Source organism: Streptomyces sp. 1-11, assembly GCF_007176755.1.
GTDB lineage: Bacteria > Actinomycetota > Actinomycetes > Streptomycetales > Streptomycetaceae > Streptomyces.
On record NZ_BJTV01000007.1, the window covers coordinates 186,673 to 202,435 of the forward strand.

General features: G+C 71.6%; 13 protein-coding genes. 3 read left to right on the forward strand and 10 right to left on the reverse strand.

Features of this window, described 5'->3' with window-relative positions:
- Positions 1–3 precede the first annotated feature (3 nt).
- The gene (locus TNCT1_RS17060; protein WP_216856627.1) at positions 4–1,497 is read left to right on the forward strand and encodes a condensation domain-containing protein; all 1,494 of its coding nucleotides are present in this window, start codon (positions 4–6) and stop codon (positions 1,495–1,497) included.
- Positions 1,498–1,699: 202 nt separating this feature from the next.
- A complete protein-coding gene (sbnB, locus tag TNCT1_RS17065; RefSeq protein WP_143632830.1) occupies positions 1,700–2,740 on the forward strand; it encodes a 2,3-diaminopropionate biosynthesis protein SbnB in 1,041 nt (346 codons plus the stop codon).
- 138 nt (positions 2,741–2,878) lie between these two features.
- On the opposite strand, the gene ptlI is transcribed toward sbnB, so the two are convergent.
- From ptlI to gap, 10 genes are all read right to left on the reverse strand, one after another.
- A complete protein-coding gene (ptlI, locus tag TNCT1_RS17070) occupies positions 2,879–4,252 on the reverse strand; it encodes a pentalenene oxygenase (protein WP_143632832.1) in 1,374 nt (457 codons plus the stop codon).
- Between the two features lie 114 nt (positions 4,253–4,366).
- On the reverse strand, positions 4,367–5,380 hold the full coding sequence (gene ptlA / locus TNCT1_RS17075) for a pentalenene synthase (protein WP_143632835.1): 1,014 nt from the start codon (positions 5,378–5,380) through the stop codon (positions 4,367–4,369).
- A 124-nt stretch (positions 5,381–5,504) separates the two neighbouring features.
- The gene (locus tag TNCT1_RS17080; RefSeq protein WP_143632837.1) at positions 5,505–6,518 is read right to left on the reverse strand and encodes a polyprenyl synthetase family protein; all 1,014 of its coding nucleotides are present in this window, start codon (positions 6,516–6,518) and stop codon (positions 5,505–5,507) included.
- Positions 6,515–7,414, reverse strand: a complete 900-nt coding sequence (ptlD, locus tag TNCT1_RS17085) for a neopentalenolactone/pentalenolactone F synthase (RefSeq protein ID WP_143632839.1) — start codon at positions 7,412–7,414, stop codon at positions 6,515–6,517. Before ptlD ends, TNCT1_RS17080 begins: the two co-directional genes overlap by 4 nt.
- Before the next feature lie 36 nt (positions 7,415–7,450).
- Complete coding sequence (gene ptlE, locus TNCT1_RS17090) at positions 7,451–9,205, reverse strand: neopentalenolactone/pentalenolactone D synthase (RefSeq protein WP_143633281.1); 1,755 nt, start codon at positions 9,203–9,205, stop codon at positions 7,451–7,453.
- Between the two features lie 17 nt (positions 9,206–9,222).
- A complete protein-coding gene (gene ptlF, locus TNCT1_RS17095; protein ID WP_174266330.1) occupies positions 9,223–10,059 on the reverse strand; it encodes a 1-deoxy-11-beta-hydroxypentalenate dehydrogenase in 837 nt (278 codons plus the stop codon).
- 100 nt (positions 10,060–10,159) lie between these two features.
- Entirely contained in the window at positions 10,160–11,614 is a 1,455-nt protein-coding gene (locus TNCT1_RS17100; RefSeq protein WP_143632842.1) for an MFS transporter, read from the reverse strand.
- A 58-nt stretch (positions 11,615–11,672) separates the two neighbouring features.
- Positions 11,673–12,524, reverse strand: a complete 852-nt coding sequence (gene ptlH / locus TNCT1_RS17105; RefSeq protein ID WP_143632844.1) for a 1-deoxypentalenic acid 11-beta-hydroxylase — start codon at positions 12,522–12,524, stop codon at positions 11,673–11,675.
- 139 nt (positions 12,525–12,663) lie between these two features.
- Complete coding sequence (gene penM, locus TNCT1_RS17110; RefSeq protein ID WP_143632846.1) at positions 12,664–13,860, reverse strand: pentalenolactone synthase; 1,197 nt, start codon at positions 13,858–13,860, stop codon at positions 12,664–12,666.
- A 178-nt stretch (positions 13,861–14,038) separates the two neighbouring features.
- Positions 14,039–15,043 carry a type I glyceraldehyde-3-phosphate dehydrogenase gene (gene gap, locus TNCT1_RS17115; protein WP_143632848.1) on the reverse strand — a complete coding sequence of 335 codons (1,005 nt, stop codon included), beginning with the start codon at positions 15,041–15,043 and terminating at the stop codon, positions 14,039–14,041.
- 140 nt (positions 15,044–15,183) lie between these two features.
- Here gap and TNCT1_RS17120 point away from each other — a divergent pair, with 140 nt between their 5' ends.
- Positions 15,184–15,645, forward strand: coding sequence for a MarR family winged helix-turn-helix transcriptional regulator (locus TNCT1_RS17120; protein WP_143632850.1), 462 nt, complete (start codon positions 15,184–15,186; stop codon positions 15,643–15,645).
- The last annotated feature ends 118 nt before the right edge of the window (positions 15,646–15,763 follow it).

Here is a 15,763-nt window from a genome sequence, read left to right on the forward strand (position 1 = left end):
GCCGTGGCACCGCCCCCCGAGGAACCCGCCGCCCCCGCGACCCCGCCGGTGGCTCCTGCCCCAGCGACCCCGCCGGTGGCTCCCGGCCTCGCGGCCCGGGCCGAACTCGAAGCCGGACTTCTCCGGCGGCTGCGCGGCACCCGTGCCACCATCCCGGTGGTGCCGCGCCCCCAGGGGGTCGCGCGGTTCCCCGCGTCGCCGGCCCAGGAGTGGGCATGGACGAGGACACGGGCCCGCCCCCGGCCGGCCCCCGTGGTGCTGGCCGGAATGCGGCTGCGCGGGCCGCTGGACACGACGGCGCTGGAGCAGGCGCTGAACGCCGTGCTGGCACGGCACGAGATCCTGCGCACGGTGCTGCGGGAGGCGGAGGACGGCCGGCTCACCCAAGTCGTCTCGCCCGCCCTGCGGCTGCGGATCCCCGTCACGGACGGAACACTCGCGGACTTCGACGCGTTGACCCGGGCCGAGGTCGACCAGCTCCCCGGCCTGGCACACGGTCCGCTGGTCCGGGCCCGGCTGTTGCGCCTCGACGCCGAGGACCACATCGTGATCGTGGTCCTCCACCACATGGTCGCGGACGCCCGGGCCACCGAGATCCTCCTCGCGGACCTCGCTGCCGCCTACCTCGCCGCCCGCGCCGGACGACCCGCGGCGCCTCCGCCGCCGCCCCTCCAGTACGCCGACCACGCCGTGTGGCAGCGGGACCGGACCAGCGACGCCCACCGGTCCCGGCGGACCGGCTACTGGACACGGCGGCTCGCCGGCGCGCTGCCCCCCTCGCTACCGTCCGACCGGCCGCACCCGGACCTGCCTGCGGAACTCGGGGACGCCGTGGTGCTCCCGCTGCCCGGCGGGCTGCCGGCGGCGCTGCGCGCGTGCGTACGCGAGCACGGCACCACCGTGTTCGTCGGGGCCCTCACCGCGTTCCAGGTCCTCCTCGCCCGGTACACGGGGTCCCGGGACATCTCGGTCCCGGCGCCGGTGACGTTCCGGGACCTCCGTGAACTCGAGGACATGATCGGCGACTTCTCGCACCCCATGGTGTGCCGTACCGACCTCTCCGGGAGCCCGACCTTCGCCTCGCTGCTGCCACAGGTGCGGGACGCCTTCGCCCAGGACCTCCAGCACGCGGACCTGCCGCCGCATCTGCTCACCCCCAACCTCGCGGGCCCCGACGAGCTCAGTGACCTGCTGGACGGGCTGGAGTTCGGCGCTGAGCGTGCGGCGGACGCCCAGGAGCTGGGCGGCGGGCTGTCCGCGACACCGATGCCGCCCCGCTGGCCCTACGCACTGCGGCCGCTGAGTGTGCGCCTCAGCCACCGCCCGGACGGCGGCGACCTGGTTCTCACCTACCGCAGGCGTGACTTCTCCCCGGGCCGCGCGCGGGACCTGGGCCGGGACTACCTCAGCGTGCTGGCCGCATGCCTCGACAGCCCGGGAGCCGAGGTGTTCGGGCCGCTGGCACCCGGTCTGCGGGTGCCCCCCTCGTCCGGCTGAGCCGTGGAATCACCACGGCCGTCGGTCACCGCCGTGGCCCTGTAGGGAGAAACACGGTCTTTGATCGCTCCGCCCCGCCTTGCTATCCATGGCGAGGCGCGGAGGAGAACCCGGCCGGCACCGATGACGAGTGCCGCCACGCCCGCGGGGCGGCGTTCCGGCCGGCCCGCGCGAGATGGACCGATACCAAGGGAGCCGTCACATGCTGCAACCGCCCTCGTTCGTGGTGATCTCGGGAGCCCAGGTGCAGGCGGCGACCAGTGGCAGGGAAGAGGAGATCACCCGCATCGTGCGAGCGGCGTACGAACTGCACGGCGCCGGTCTGACCGTGAACCCGGACTCCTACTTCCTGCGCTTCCCGGACCGTCCCTCCGCACGGATCATCGCGCTGCCCGCCTCGATCGGAGGCGAGACCGACGTGCACGGCATGAAGTGGATCTCCAGCTTCCCCGAGAACGTCGCCTCCGGGCTTCCGCGCGCCTCCGCCGTGCTCATCCTGAACGACACCAGGACCGGGTATCCGTTCGCCTGCCTGGAGGCGTCCATCATCAGCGCCTCGCGCACCGCAGCGTCCGCGGCCCTCGCCGCGGTCGAACTCCGCGCGCGGCGCGAGGAGTCCGCGGACGCGGGGCGCCCGGTCCGCGTCGGCTTCTTCGGCACCGGGCTGATCGCGCGGTACGTCCACACCTATCTGGCGGGCAACGGGCTCGTCTTCGGCCAAGTGGGCGTCCACGACGCGGTCCCCGAGCACGCCGAGGGCTTCCGCGGTTACCTCGCGCGCACCGAGAAGGCGCCCGTCAACGTGCACGACTCACCCGAAGACCTCGTCCGCGGCTCGGACCTCGTCGTCTTCGCCACGGTCGCGGGCGAGCCGCACGTCACCGACCCGAGCTGGTTCACCCACAACCCGCTGGTCCTGCACCTCTCGCTGCGTGACCTCGCCCCCGAGATCATCCTGTCGTCGTACAACGTCGTCGACGACGTCGAACACTCGATGAAGGCCAACACCTCGCTGCACCTGACCGAACAGCGCGTCGGCAACCGCGATTTCGTGGCCGGCTCGCTCTACGACGTGCTGCAGGGGAAGACCACGCCCCCCGGCGACCGGCCGGTCGTCTTCTCCCCGTTCGGTCTCGGCGTCCTCGACCTCGCCGTCGCCCGCTACGTACACGAGCGGCTCGGCGCCACGGGCGATCTCCGGACGGTCCCCGACTTCTTCCACGACCTGAACCGCTACGGCTGAGAGGCATCGACGGGCCACGTCGGCAGCCGGGAGCAGCCGCGCCTGCGCGGGACTCCGCCGGGGGAGTCCCGCGCAGGCGCAGGGCGTGGTCGTACAGCGCGGTCGGGGGAGTGAGCGCGTCGCGCTCCTCCTGGGCGCTCACCGGGTGAGGTGGGACTCGATTCGGCGCGGGGTGCGGGCGTCCAGCCTCAGCCGCAGCCGGCGCGGGTGGTAGACGGTGGCCAGCGGGACGGGGCGGACGTCCATGCCGGGCTCGCAGGTGACCCGCCAGCGGCCGAGGACGGTGGCGAGCCCGAGGGTGGCCTCGGTGCGTGCGTAGAGGTCGCCGATGCACTTGCGGGCGCCGGTGCCGAACGGCACGTAGGCGTGGCGGGCCGCCGGCGCGACCCGGTCCGGCAGCCAGCGGTCGGGGTCGAACTCCGCGGGACGGACGAAGGCGTCCTCGTACTGGGCGACCGCGGCGGGGCTGAAGACGACGGTGGAACCCGCCGGCAGCCGGCGGCCCGCCAGTTCGGTCGGGGAGGCGGTCAGACGGGTGAACAGCCAGGCCGGCGGGTGCAGCCGCAGCGTCTCGGAGATGATCCGGTCGGTCAGGGAGAGGTTCGGCAGGTCGTCCCACTGCGGGGCGCGGCCGTCGAGGACGGTGTCGATCTCGTCGTAGAGCGCGGCCTCGATCTCCGGGTGCTGGGAGAGGAGGTAGAAGACCCAGGTGAGGGTGCCGGCGACGGTCTCGGTGCCGGCCGCCATCACGGTGATGACCTGGTCGTGGATCTCCTTGTCGCCGAGCCTGCCGCCGTCGTCGTCGCGGGAGGCGAGCAGTGCGGCGAGCAGGTCGTCGCGCTCGGTGCCGGAACTGCGGTAGTCGTCGATGAACCGCTGGGTGGTCTCGTGCAGGAAGTGCAGGTTGCTCCGGTACCGGCGCTGGGAGGGCAGCGGCAGCCGGCGGATCGAGGCCGGCAGGAACATCTGCCGGAACAGGCCGTTGAGCACGACGTCGAAGGAACGTTCCACCTGGGCCGCCAGCTCGGGGCTGACCGGGGTGGAGTACAGGGTGCGGCCGACCGTGCGCAGGGCCATGCCGTACATCTCCTGGAAGGCGTCGACGACCATGCCGTCCTGCCAGCGCGACGTCGTGTCCTCGATCTCGGCCCGCATGGCCTCGGCGTACCGTTTGAGCTGGCCGCGGGTGAACGCCGACTGCATCAGCCGGCGCTGGCGGCGGTGGTCGGCGAACGGGCAGGTGACCAGGCCGTTGCCGGCGATGTCACGGGCGCGGTCGTAGAAGACGCCGCCCTTGTCGAAGAGGCGGTCGTTGGTCAGGACGTGCCGCAGCAGTTCGGGGTGGGTGGGGACGTAGGCCCTGGTGGGGCCGATCTTGATCTCGACCAGGTCGCCGTAGGCCGACAGCGAGGTCATGAAGTTCACGGGGTGACGCATCATCTGCAGGGCGTGTCCCACGACGGGCAGCGCCCCGGGCGCCGCTCCCGCCGAGAAGGTGGTCTGCTCGGTCATTCGATCCTCGACTTCCCGTCTTCACTGGTCTGTTGACAGCCGTTCCGCTCCGCCCGGGGCCGACGCCGCCAGGACGGCCACGACACGGTGGCGTGCCGCTGCCGGGCGGCGCCGCTAGTGGGTGATCCGGCCCAGCTCCTCCAGGTATCCCTGGGCGCCGGCGGCGAGCGCGAACTCGGCGTCGTAGCGGCCCGAGGAGCGGTGCCAGTCGTAGGAACCGCGGATCACGGTGCGCACGGCGTCGTCGCGGTAGCGCTCCAGGGCCTCGCGCTCGGCGTCGTCGAGCCGGTAGATGTCACCGACCTGCGGCAGGCAGGACTCCAGCACGAGGTACTGCTCAAGGCGCACGCGCACCTCGCTCTGGATGTGGGCGACGCTGCGGTCCTTGGACCAGCCGTGCTCCCGGCGCAGAATCATCACCATGTTGTTCTGCTCACCGCGGGCCTCTTCCTTCTCCAGCGACGCGATGTCGTTGAGCAGCAGATTGACGTCGACGGCGATCTGGAGCATCGCGGACAGCACGGCGCTGTCGAAGACCCGGTGCGGTACCTCGAAGCGGCCCGCGCGCTCGGCGAGGTCGACCGTGGGCTGCACCCCGATGGTCTGCCGGCGCACGGCCAGGTACTGCGCCGCGGAGTCGTAGGGCGTGTCCCAGAAACGGCTCTCCGCCTCGTCGACATAGCCGTCGAAGTAGCTGCGCCAGTGCCGGGCGCTGCGCGCGCACCAGGCGGGCGTCATGCCCTCGCTGGTGCGCCGCCAGATGTCGGCGAAGCCGTGGGCGATGGGGGGCGCGGTGTCGGGGAGGGGGCCGTCCAGCGCCGCCGCGACCGCGTCGGTGAGCTGTTTGGTCTCCTGCGGGTTCTCGCCGCGCGGCCCGTCGAAGAGGTCGTCGAAGAGGAAGAACCACGACATCAGGTCGACGCCCAGGTCGAGATCGGCGCCGGTGGCGTGGGGGTAGAAACGGGAGGCCAGGTCGGCGTAGCCGCCGCGCAGATGGCGCTCGGCCGCCGCCTCTGAGTTGATCAGTCCGAGCGAGCGCGGCCAGGCGAGCTGCTCGGCGTCGGCACGGGCGAAATCCGGGCTCTGCCGGCCCGGCAGGGGTATGTGGAAGTCGACGTCCTGGGGCATGGGGGAATCCTCGGGAGTGGGTTCGGACGGGCAGCGGGCACGGTGGCGCCCGGGCGGGGGTGCTGCGCTGATCGGAGAGTCACCGGTTGCGGCGGGGCGACGGGGTGAGGGAGGCGGCCTGGAGTCAGACCTCGCGGTCGACGACGAACCGTCCGAGCGCGAGGAGTTCGTCCCGCGCGCCGGCCTCCAGTTCGACGCCGCGCAGCGCTTCCTCGGCCAGCGCCATCCGCCGGGCGGCCTCGGCGAGCGCCCAGTGGCGGCCGCCGGCGTCCTCGACCAGACGGGCCACGCGGCGCAGTTCCTCCTCGTCGGGGCGCCCACGGGCGGTGAGCCAGGCGGCCAGCTCGTCGCCGAGCGGGCCCTCCTGGTTCAGCGCGTGGCTCACCGGCAGCGTCTTCTTCCGGGAGCGCAGGTCGGAGTGGACCGGTTTGCCGGTGACGGCCGGGTCGCCCCAGATGCCGAGCACGTCGTCGACGAGCTGGAAGGCGACGCCGACCTGGTCGCCGAAGAGCGCCAGCGCGTCCACCGCCGCCTCCGGCGCCCCGGCGAGGACGGCGCCGATCGCGGCGCTCGCCGACAGCAGCGCGCCGGTCTTGCCCGCGGCCATGTCGACGCACTCCTCGACCGTGACGTGCGAGCGCTGCTCGAAGGCCAGGTCCTGCACCTGGCCGCGGATCAGATGCCTGGTGGTCCGGGCCAGCAGCCGGGCGGCGGGCGCCGCCGTCGGCAGCCCGGTGTCCAGCAGCACCTCCTGGGCGAGCGCCAGCATCGCGTCACCGGTCAGGATGGCGCTGGAGGGACCCCACAGCTTCCACACCGTGCGCCGGTGGCGGCGCTCCTCGTCGCCGTCCATCAGGTCGTCGTGCACCAGGGAGAAGTTGTGCACGAGCTCCACGGCGACGGCTCCCGGCAGGGCGACCTCCGGCGCGGCGCCGACCGCCTCTGCCGACAGCAGCGCGAGCGCCGGCCGTACGGCCTTGCCGGCGTCGGCGCTGGTGGGCGCGCCACCCGCGGTGATCCAGCCGAAGTGGTAGGCCGCCTGGTGACGCGAACGGCGGTCGAGCCGGTCGACGGCGGCGCGCAGCGCCGGGGTGATCGTGACCCGGCTGTGGCTCAGGCAGGCGGGAGCGGCGCTCATGCGGCGGCCTCCGCGCGCCAGGGGCCGGCCGGGTCGTCGAAGATGCTGACGACCTGGCGCATGACGCGCCGTTCGGCCGGGTCGAAGGCCTGCTTGGCGTGCACGGTGCCCAGTTGGTCCCACATGACGAGGTCCCCGGGCTGCCAGGTGTGCGCGTAGGTGTACTGCGGCTTGCCCGCGTGCGCGAGCAGTCCGTCGAGCAGCTCGCGGCTGTCGTCGGGGGCGAGGTCCACGATCCGCTCCGTGTTCAGGGTGCTGATGTAGACCGACCGGCGGCCGGTGCGCGGGTTGCGGGCGATGAGGGGGTGGACGGTGGAGGTGCCGTCCTCGGGCTGGATCCGGTCGGTGCCCTCGCCGAGGGTCACCTCGCGCTGCAGCTCCTCCTCGATGGTCTCCTCATACCCGGTGCGCAGGGCGTGGCGGACCCGGAAGGAGTGCAGGCGCCGCCGCTCCTCGGGCGACAGCGACTCGTACAGGGCGTACATGTCGGTGAAGAGGGTCTCCCCGCCGCCGGAGGACGGCACTTCGACGGCCTCGAGGAAGCCGACCTGGGAGACGCGGGGACGGAAGGAGTAGTCGGTGTGCCAGCCCATCCACTCGGCGTCGCCGACGCCGATCTTGCGGCCGTCCTCCACCAGGTTGGAGACGATCAGGATCTCGTTGTGCTCGGGGTGTGCGCCGCTGGTCAGACCGGTCTTCGGGATGTGCCCGAAACGGCGGCCGAAGGCCAGGAACTCCTCGTAGGAGGGGGTCTCGTGGCCGCGTAGGACGAGGACGAGATACGTGTCGAGCGCCGACCAGATCTCCTCCAGGTGCGTCTTGTCCATGTCGCCGGTCACTTGGGCGCCGTGCACGACGGCGCCGAGAGGGGCGCCGGGTATCGGTGTCACTTCCATGGCGTTGCCTCCTTTCGCAGAGACGGTGGGGGACGGTCAGCGCAGTTCGAGGCCCGCCAGGTCGCCGGCCTCGCGCCAGCGCCTGAGGATGTTCACGAACTCCACCGAGCCGCCGCCGTAGCTGGAGTTGAGCAGGGGCAGTCCGCCTGGGTCGCCCTCGTTGTTGTAGAGGCCGGGCGTGCAGTTCTCGAGGAAGTCGAGGTCGCCCGAGGCGAGCCGGAGGATCTCCTCGACCCATTCCTTCTCGCCGGCCTCGGAGGCCTCCACGACCCGGTGGCCGCGCTCCTCGACGCACTTGACGATGTGCGCGAGGTGCCGGGTCTGCTCGCCCAGCATGTAGGCGATGTTGACGTGCCGCCCGGCCTGGACCTTGGACAGGATGAAGCAGTTGGGGAAGCCGTGCACCTGGAGTCCGTGCAGGGTGTGCGCCCCCTGCGCCCACTTCTCCGACAGCCGCACGCCGCCGCGGCCGACGATGTCGTAGCCCGCGCGCTCGGTGTACGGGACGGCGAACTCGTGCTCGTAGCCGGTGGCGAAGATCAGGCAGTCGACCGGGTACTCGCGGCCGTTCGCGACCACCCCGGCCGCGGTGAGCCGTTCGACGCCCTGCCCCTGGGTGTCGACCAGGGTCACATTGGGCCGGTTGAAGGTCTGCAGGTAACCGTCGTGGAAGCAGGGCCGCTTGCAGTACACGCGGTAGTACGGCTTGAGGGCCGCCGCGGTCGCGGGGTCGGTGACGACGCTGTCGATGCGGGCGCGCAGCTCCTCCATCTTGCGGAAGTCCGCCCGTTCGGCGGCCAGCGCACGCTCCTTGGGATCGCCTCCGGTGTCGCCGGTGGGCAGGATCGCGGCGGCCAGCTCGGCCGTGGTCTGGGTCCAGCGGTCCTGGACCAGGTCCTCGTCCTGCGGAATGCCGGAGGTCAGCGCGTGGAAGTTCTCCATCCGGCGCTGCTGCCAGCCCGCCTCCAGGCTCTCCGCCCAGCCGGGCGGGGTCGGCCGGTTGCCGCGGACATCGACCGCTGCCGGGGTGCGCTGGAAGACGTACAGCCGCTCGGCCCACTCGGCGAGGTGCGGGGCGAGCTGGACGGTCGTCGAGCCGGTGCCGATGACGCCGACCCTCTTGTCCTTGAGCCCGGTCAGGCCGCCGGTGCTGTCGCCGCCGGTGTAGCCGAAGTCCCAGCGGCTGGTGTGGAAGGAGTGCCCGGCGAACGTCTCCAGGCCCGGCAGCCCGGGGAGTTTGGGGCGGTGCATCAGACCGATCGACATGGCCACGTACCGGGCGCGGAACAGATCCCCCCGGTCGGTGCGCACCAGCCACCTCGCGGCGGCCTCGTCCCAGCGCAGCTCGGTGACGGTGGTCTGGAACAGGGCGTCGCGGTAGAGGCCGTACCGGTGGGCGATCCGCTGGAGGTGGGCGAAGATCTCGGGCCCGGTGGAGTACTTCTCGGTCGGTATGGTGCCGATCTCCTCGAGCAGCGGCATGTAGACGTAGCTCTCCACGTCGCACCGGACGCCGGGGAAGCGGTTCCAGTACCAGGTGCCGCCGACGTCGCCGGCCTCGTCGATCAGCCGGATGCGTTCCAGGCCGGTCTCCTCGCGTAAGCGGGCGCCGGTCAGCAGGCCGCCGATGCCGGCGCCGACGACGGCGACGTCCACCTCGTCGGTGAGCGGTTCGCGCTCCCGCCGCTCGGTGTAGGGGTCCCGCGCGTAGCGGCTGAAGTCACCGCGCGCGAACTGGTAGGTGCGGCCGACGCCGCGCTTGTCGCGCTCCTGCCGGTACTTCTCCCTCACCGCTTCCAGGTCCACGGTCAGTGTTTCGTCGTCGCGGTCGTCGCGGTCGTCGTTTTCGGCACGGGCCACAGCTCCTCCTCGGGGGAAGGGGGCGGAAGGGGAACATGACGCCATACGTCGTCGAACTGATCGCGCAGCCGCAGCGGGGCGTCGGAGTTGCTGAAGAGATAGAAGCGGTCGGAGCCGAGGGCCTCCCACACGACTCCGGCGACGTCCTCGGCGCTCACCGAGGTGTCGCCGCCCGCGCCGCGCGGAGCCGTCAGGCCCTCGACCATGGGGGTGTCGACCCGTCCGGGACACAGCACCGACACCCGGACCGCGGTGCCCCGCAGATCGGCGCGCAGACTGCGGGCGACGGCGAGGTCGGCGTGCTTGGAGGCGGCGTAGGCGGCGCTGCCCGCGCCGACGACGAAGGCGGACATCGAGGCGGTGTGGATCAGATGGGCGGGCCGGCCGCGCTCCAGCAGCCGGGGTACGAAGGCGCGGGCCACCAGGACGTGCGCCCAGTGGTTCACCTCGAAGACCTGCCGCATCCGCTCCAGCGGCACTTCCCACAGCGGCTGCCCCACGGGGCCGAGGACTCCGGCGTTGTTGCACACCACGTCGATGTCGCCGAGCCGGTCGAACGCCGTCTCCGCGAGCCGCTCGACGGCGTCCGGGTCGGTCAGGTCGGCGGTCACGGCGGTGACCCGGGCGCCCTGCGCGGTGAGTTCGGCGGCTTTGCGGTGCAGCGCGCCGCCCTCGACGTCGGCCATGACGACGCCGGCGCCGGCCCGTGCGAAGCGGGCGCTGAGCGCGAGGCCGATGCCGCTGGCCGCGCCGGTCACCACGGCCGCCCTTGTCTGTGAGTGCACTTCGCTGTCTCCGCTTCCGCGTGCGGGAACGCCGAAGGACGGCGCGCCGCTTGCCGACGAGAAGGTCTGGATCAGATCGCGCCGTTCGGGGGCCGGGGAGTCACCGGGGGTCGGGGAGCTTCAGACTGATCAGCAGGACGGTCACCGCGAAACACGCCAGCAGGACGACGACGAGCACGGCAGCCGTGACGGTCGACAGCCAACCGGACAGGGAGACGTACAGGGTCCCGCCGACGGTCGCGCCCAGCGCGGTCGCCATCTGCTGGCTGGTCACCAGCACCCCGCTGCCCATGCCCGCCTGCGCCGCGGGTACGTCGGCGAGGATCATCCGGAACAGCGTCGGGCCGGTCAGCGCCGCGCCCACTCCGTAGCAGCCGATGCCGGCGAGCACGAGCGCCAGGGAGGGGTGCGGCCAGCCCAGCCCGATCACCAGCGCCAGCAGCAGCAGGCCCGCGCACTGGACGAGGGCGCCCAGGGTGACGATCCGGCCGCCGAGAGCGGCCGCGATCCTCGGGGTGAACAGCGTCACTACGAAGAACGCCGCGGCGAACGGCACCAGCACCCCGCCGGAGGCGAGCCCGTCCAGGCCGAAGTGGCCCTGCGCGACCAGCGCGTAGACGAACAGGAAGGCGCCGAAGCCGGCCGAGAACGGCACCATCGCCGCGAGCCCCCTGCGCATGCCCGGATGGGACAGCACCTTTGGGGACAGCAGCGGTGAGCCGCCCCGCGCCTCCAGCGCGCGTTCGGCCCGCACCAGCGCCAGCGCCGTCGCCGCGGCGACCACGAGCAGCGACCACAGCCACAGCGGCCAGCCCAGGTCCGGGCCCGCCACGATGACGGCCAGGAGGCAGACCATGGTGACACCGAACAGCACGGTGCCCACCGGGTCGAACCCCGGCTTGGCGTCGGCCCTGGTCGCGGGGACGCGTCGGACGAGCAGCAGCGCGGCCACGCCGATCGGCACGTTGATCGCGAAGACCGACCGCCAGCCCATTCCCGCGACGTCCAGCGAGACCAGCAGCCCGCCCAGGATCTGCCCCACGACCATGCCGAGGGCCGCGGTCGCCCCGTACATGCCGATCGCACGGGCGCGCGCCTGCCCCGCCGTGACCGCCTGGATCGTCGCCAGCACCTGCGGTACCAGCATGGCGGCCGCGGCGCCCTGCAGCAGACGGGCCGCGACGAGGAACTCGATGGTCGGGGCGAGTCCGCACAGTGCGGAGGTGACGGTGAACGCGGCCAGCCCCCAGGCGTACAGGCGCCGCCTGCCGAAGGCGTCGCCCAGACGGCCGCCCAGCACCAGGCCGACGGCGTAGGTGAGGCCGTAGCCCGACACCACCAGCTCCAGCGCGGCGGCGCCGCCGTTCAGGTCGTCGCTGATCGAGGACAGCGCCACGTTGACGATGGAGGCGTCCACGATGGACAGGGCGTATCCGGTGAGCACCACCATGAGGGCGATGCCGCTGAGCCCCGCGGCGGCCGGTGCTGTGCCGGCCCGGGACTGCTGTGCCGCGCTGGGCCCCGTCAGAGGGGGGAGACCCTCGCGTTTCGTCATGCGTTGCCTACCAGGCTTCGGTGGGGGGACGGTTGAGGCGGGTTCGGGGACGCCGACGTCACTCGGTGGTGGTGGGAGTGCCGGTGATCTTCGACATGATTCCCTTGGAGGCGTCCTTCGCGGACTCCGGCCAGGGGGTCAGGGCGTTGAAACCCCGGTGCGAGGAGGCGGGCTGGATACGGGTGTCCATCGACATCCGCATGCCGGCCGGGTCCACCGAGACGTTCGGCAGGGACTTGTGGCACATGAAGGCGTGGAAGAGGAGCACGTCACCCGGTTCCATGGGCGAGAACAGCAGTTCCTCGTCCGCGCCGAACTCGGCGGCCGGTATGCCGCGCACGGCGTGGCCGAAGCGGCGGAAGTTCTCGGTGAGGACGTGCTCGCGCGGGCCCTTCTTGTGGCTGCCGTCGGCGATGGCGACGCCGCCCGTGCCCCGGGTCGTCGGAAGCAGCGGTATCCAGGCGGTGCGGAAGTCCTTGTTAGGGCCTATGTAGAAGCCGTCCTGGTGCAGTGGCGTCAGGAAGCTGGGCTCCGCGGAATCCGGCGCCGAGGGGTAGTAGCGGATCGTCGTCGACTTGAAGACGAAGACGGGCTCGCCGAAGACCTTCTCCCACACCTTGAGGGTCGAGGGGTGGTTCCACAGATCGTCGTACCTGACGTGGTCGTGCATCGCCACCTCGTCGACCGCCTCGTAGGACTCGATGGTGAGGGTGTCGAGCGTGGTGCCGGGGGCGGCGTGGCCGAGCGCGATCAGGCCCTGCAGCATCTGCTCGGCGGTGGTCCGCACGAGTTCACGGTCCAGGACGCCGCGCAGATAGACGTAGCCGTGCTCGTCGTAGAACCGGTCGAGGGCCTCATGGTCGTCGAGAAGAGGCGTGCAGTCGGCGTAGTCGCTGAAAGTGTCCGTCATGGTTCCTTGTCCTCGTGACGTCTGTGCGTGGGGGAGGGAGCGTCGAAGATCCGGGTGGGCGGACGGTCTCGATCCGGCGGCGGGCGCCGTCTACGACCATGAAGGGTGGACGGCGCTGCTTTCGCCGGCGCGACGTCACTCAGAAGGTGACGGGAATTTCGTCGAACCCGCCGGTGATGCGGTGCTCCTGCCAGCGCAGCGACTCCTCGGGCACCGCGAGCCGCAGGTCGGGCAGTCTGCGGAACAGCCGCTCGAACACCGCGGTGAGCTCGATCCGGGCCAGCGTGCGGCCGATGCAGTGCCGGGCGCCGTGCCCGAAGGCCAGGTGCGACCTGGGCCTGACCCGGGTCAGGTCGAACAGGCCGCCGTCGGGGAACGCCCGGTCGTCGTAGTTGGCCGCGCCGATGGCGAGCATCACCGCGTCCCCGGTCCGGATCACCGTCTCCCCGACGGTGATGTCGCCGTGCGCGTAGCGGGGGATCAGCGCGTTGGACCCCTTGCCGCCGACGCCCAGGCGCAGGATCTCCTCCACCGCGGCCGGCGCGAGTCCGGGATTCTCGGCCAACTGGGCACGCTGCACGGGATTGCGCAGCAGCAGCAGGGTGCCCAGGTCGATGCGGACGATGGTGGTCTCGTAGCCGAACAGGAGCACGGCGTTGCCCAGGTGGGCGATGTCCGCGTCGGAGAGCGCGCCGTCCTTCTCGGCGATCAGCTCGGACAGGATGTCGTCGCCCGGCTCGACCCTCTTGCGTGCCACGAGTTCCAGCATGTAGTCGACGACCTGCTGGAAGGTGTTCGCGGAGTGCTCGTTGTCGCTCTGGTCGAACGTGCCCCTCGCCCACTGCCCGAACCGCTCCCGGTCGGCCAACGGCACGCCGAGCAGGTCGCAGACCACCATGGTCGGCAACGGGAACGACAGCACGCGGTGCAGGTCGACCGGCGGGGCACTGGCGGCCAACTGGTCGAGCAGCTCGTCGACATGGTGCTCGATCCGCGTCTTCATCAGGCGCAGCCGGCGCGTGGAGAACCGGGGTATGAGCAGCGAGCGCATCTGCGCGTGCCTGGCCGGCTCGGTCTCGTGGTCGTCCCCGGCCATCAACGCGACCATGAAGGCCCTGGCGGCGCTCTTGGCGGACGGCTGCGGGTTGGGATTGCTGAGACGGAGCCGGCGGTCGGCGAGCAGGGTCCGTACCTCGTCGTAGCGGGTGACCAGCCAGGCGTCCTCACCGGCGGTCCCCACCCGGGCGATCGGCCCCTCCTTCTGCAGTGCGAGCATCTGGGGGGCGATGCCCATGATGTCCGGGTTGTCGAACGGTAACCTCGGGAGATCCGTCATGTGGTCCGTCCTCGTGGCGTCGTGCGTGGGAGTCGTCGGGCATCCGGGCACGCCGACGGCGTTCGCCGCGTCGGGTGCGCTGCGCGCCGGTTCACGGGCGCGCCGAAACGGCGGCCGCCGCCGGGGCGGCCGACCGTTGCTGACGTGCGGGTGGTGCAGACGCCGGGTCGGCGAGGAGCTACAGGGACGACCCGATGAGCGTCGCCAGGTCGATGAGGCGGTTGGAGTAACCCCACTCGTTGTCGTACCAGCCGACGACCTTGACCTGCGGGCCGGACACCCGGGTGAGCCCGGCGTCGAAGACGCAGGAGGCCGGGTCGCCCACGATGTCGGTGCTCACCAGGGGCGCGTCCACGTAGGACAGCAAGCCCTTGTACGGTCCCGAGGCCGCGGCCGCGTACGCCTCCTTCACCTCCTCCACCGAGGTGCCGCGGCGGGTGGTGACGGTGAGGTCGGTGACCGAGCCGGTGGGGACGGGCACCCGCAGGGCGAAGGCGTCCAGCCGGCCTGCGAGTTCCGGCAGGACGAGGCCGATGGCCTTGGCGGCGCCGCTGGAGGTGGGCACGATGTTCAGGGCCGCGGCCCGGGCCCGGCGCAGGTCCTTGTGCGGGGCGTCCTGGAGGTTCTGGTCCTGCGTGTAGGCGTGGACCGTGGTCATCATGCCGGCGTCGATGCCGACGGCGTCGTGCAGCACCTTGGCCAGTACGCCGAGGCAGTTGGTGGTGCAGGAGGCGTTGGAGATGATGGTGTGGCGCTCGGGATCGTAGTCGCCGTCGTTGACGCCCAGCACCACCGTGAAGTCCTCGCCGCTGGCCGGAGCGGCGATGATGACCTTCTTCGCTCCGCCGTCGACGTGCGAGCGCGCCTTCGCGGCGTCGGTGAAGATGCCGGTGGACTCGATCACGATGTCCACTCCCAGGTCGCCCCACGGCAGGGCGCCGGGGTCGCGCTCGGCGAGGACCTTGATCGTCCGGTCGCCCACGCGGATCGCGCCCGGTTCGGCGGTGACCTCCTCGGGGAAGCGTCCGAGGATCGAGTCATAGGCGAGCAGGTGGGCCATCGTGGGCACGTCGCCCAGGTCGTTGACGGCGACGATCTCCAGCTCCGAGGACCGCGCGGCCGCCGCCCGGAAGACGTTGCGGCCGATGCGTCCGAAGCCGTTGATGCCGATTCGCACAGTCATTTGGTGTGTTCCTCACCTAGCGCTCTACAAATCCGTTGACGCGCCGTTGCGCCGAGGTGCAACGCGGGCCGTACGCCTGGACGCGGCGTCCGGCACGCAATCGATCAGGAGCTTATATAAGTCTGCGATACATTTCCAGGGTGACTCCTACTCAGCGTGCCGACCAGAACACCGACTTGGACGTGGGTGACCTCACCAGGGCGATCGAGAACTTCAACCGCTACTACATCCGGCTTCCCGCGGTGCAGAAGCTGTCGTTCACGACTCTGTCCGTGCTGGACACACTGGCCCTCAGCGGTCCGAAGCGGCTCACCGAACTCGCCAGGACCGAGCAGATCAGCCAGCCGGGGCTCACCCAGCTGGTCACCCGGCTCGAGCGAGACGACCTGGTCCGGCGCCACCCCGACCCGGCCGACGGACGCGCCGTCCTCGTCCACATCACGGACAGCGGCCGGAAGATCGGCCAGTCCCGGCGCGAGGACCGGGGCCGCCACCTGATCCCCCTGATCGCCCAGCTGACGCCCGCCGAACGACAGGCGATCGCCGCGGCCCTGCCCGCCCTCACACGTCTGGCCGAACTCGGAGCCGAAGCCGCACGGTAGGCGCGATCGCGCGACCCGGCCGATGAGTCGGAAGTCGACGTGCTCGGGCACGGACGAGAAAGACAACAGGGCCTCCGGGAACCACTCGGAATTGGGAACTACCCTCTGTACAAAGGGC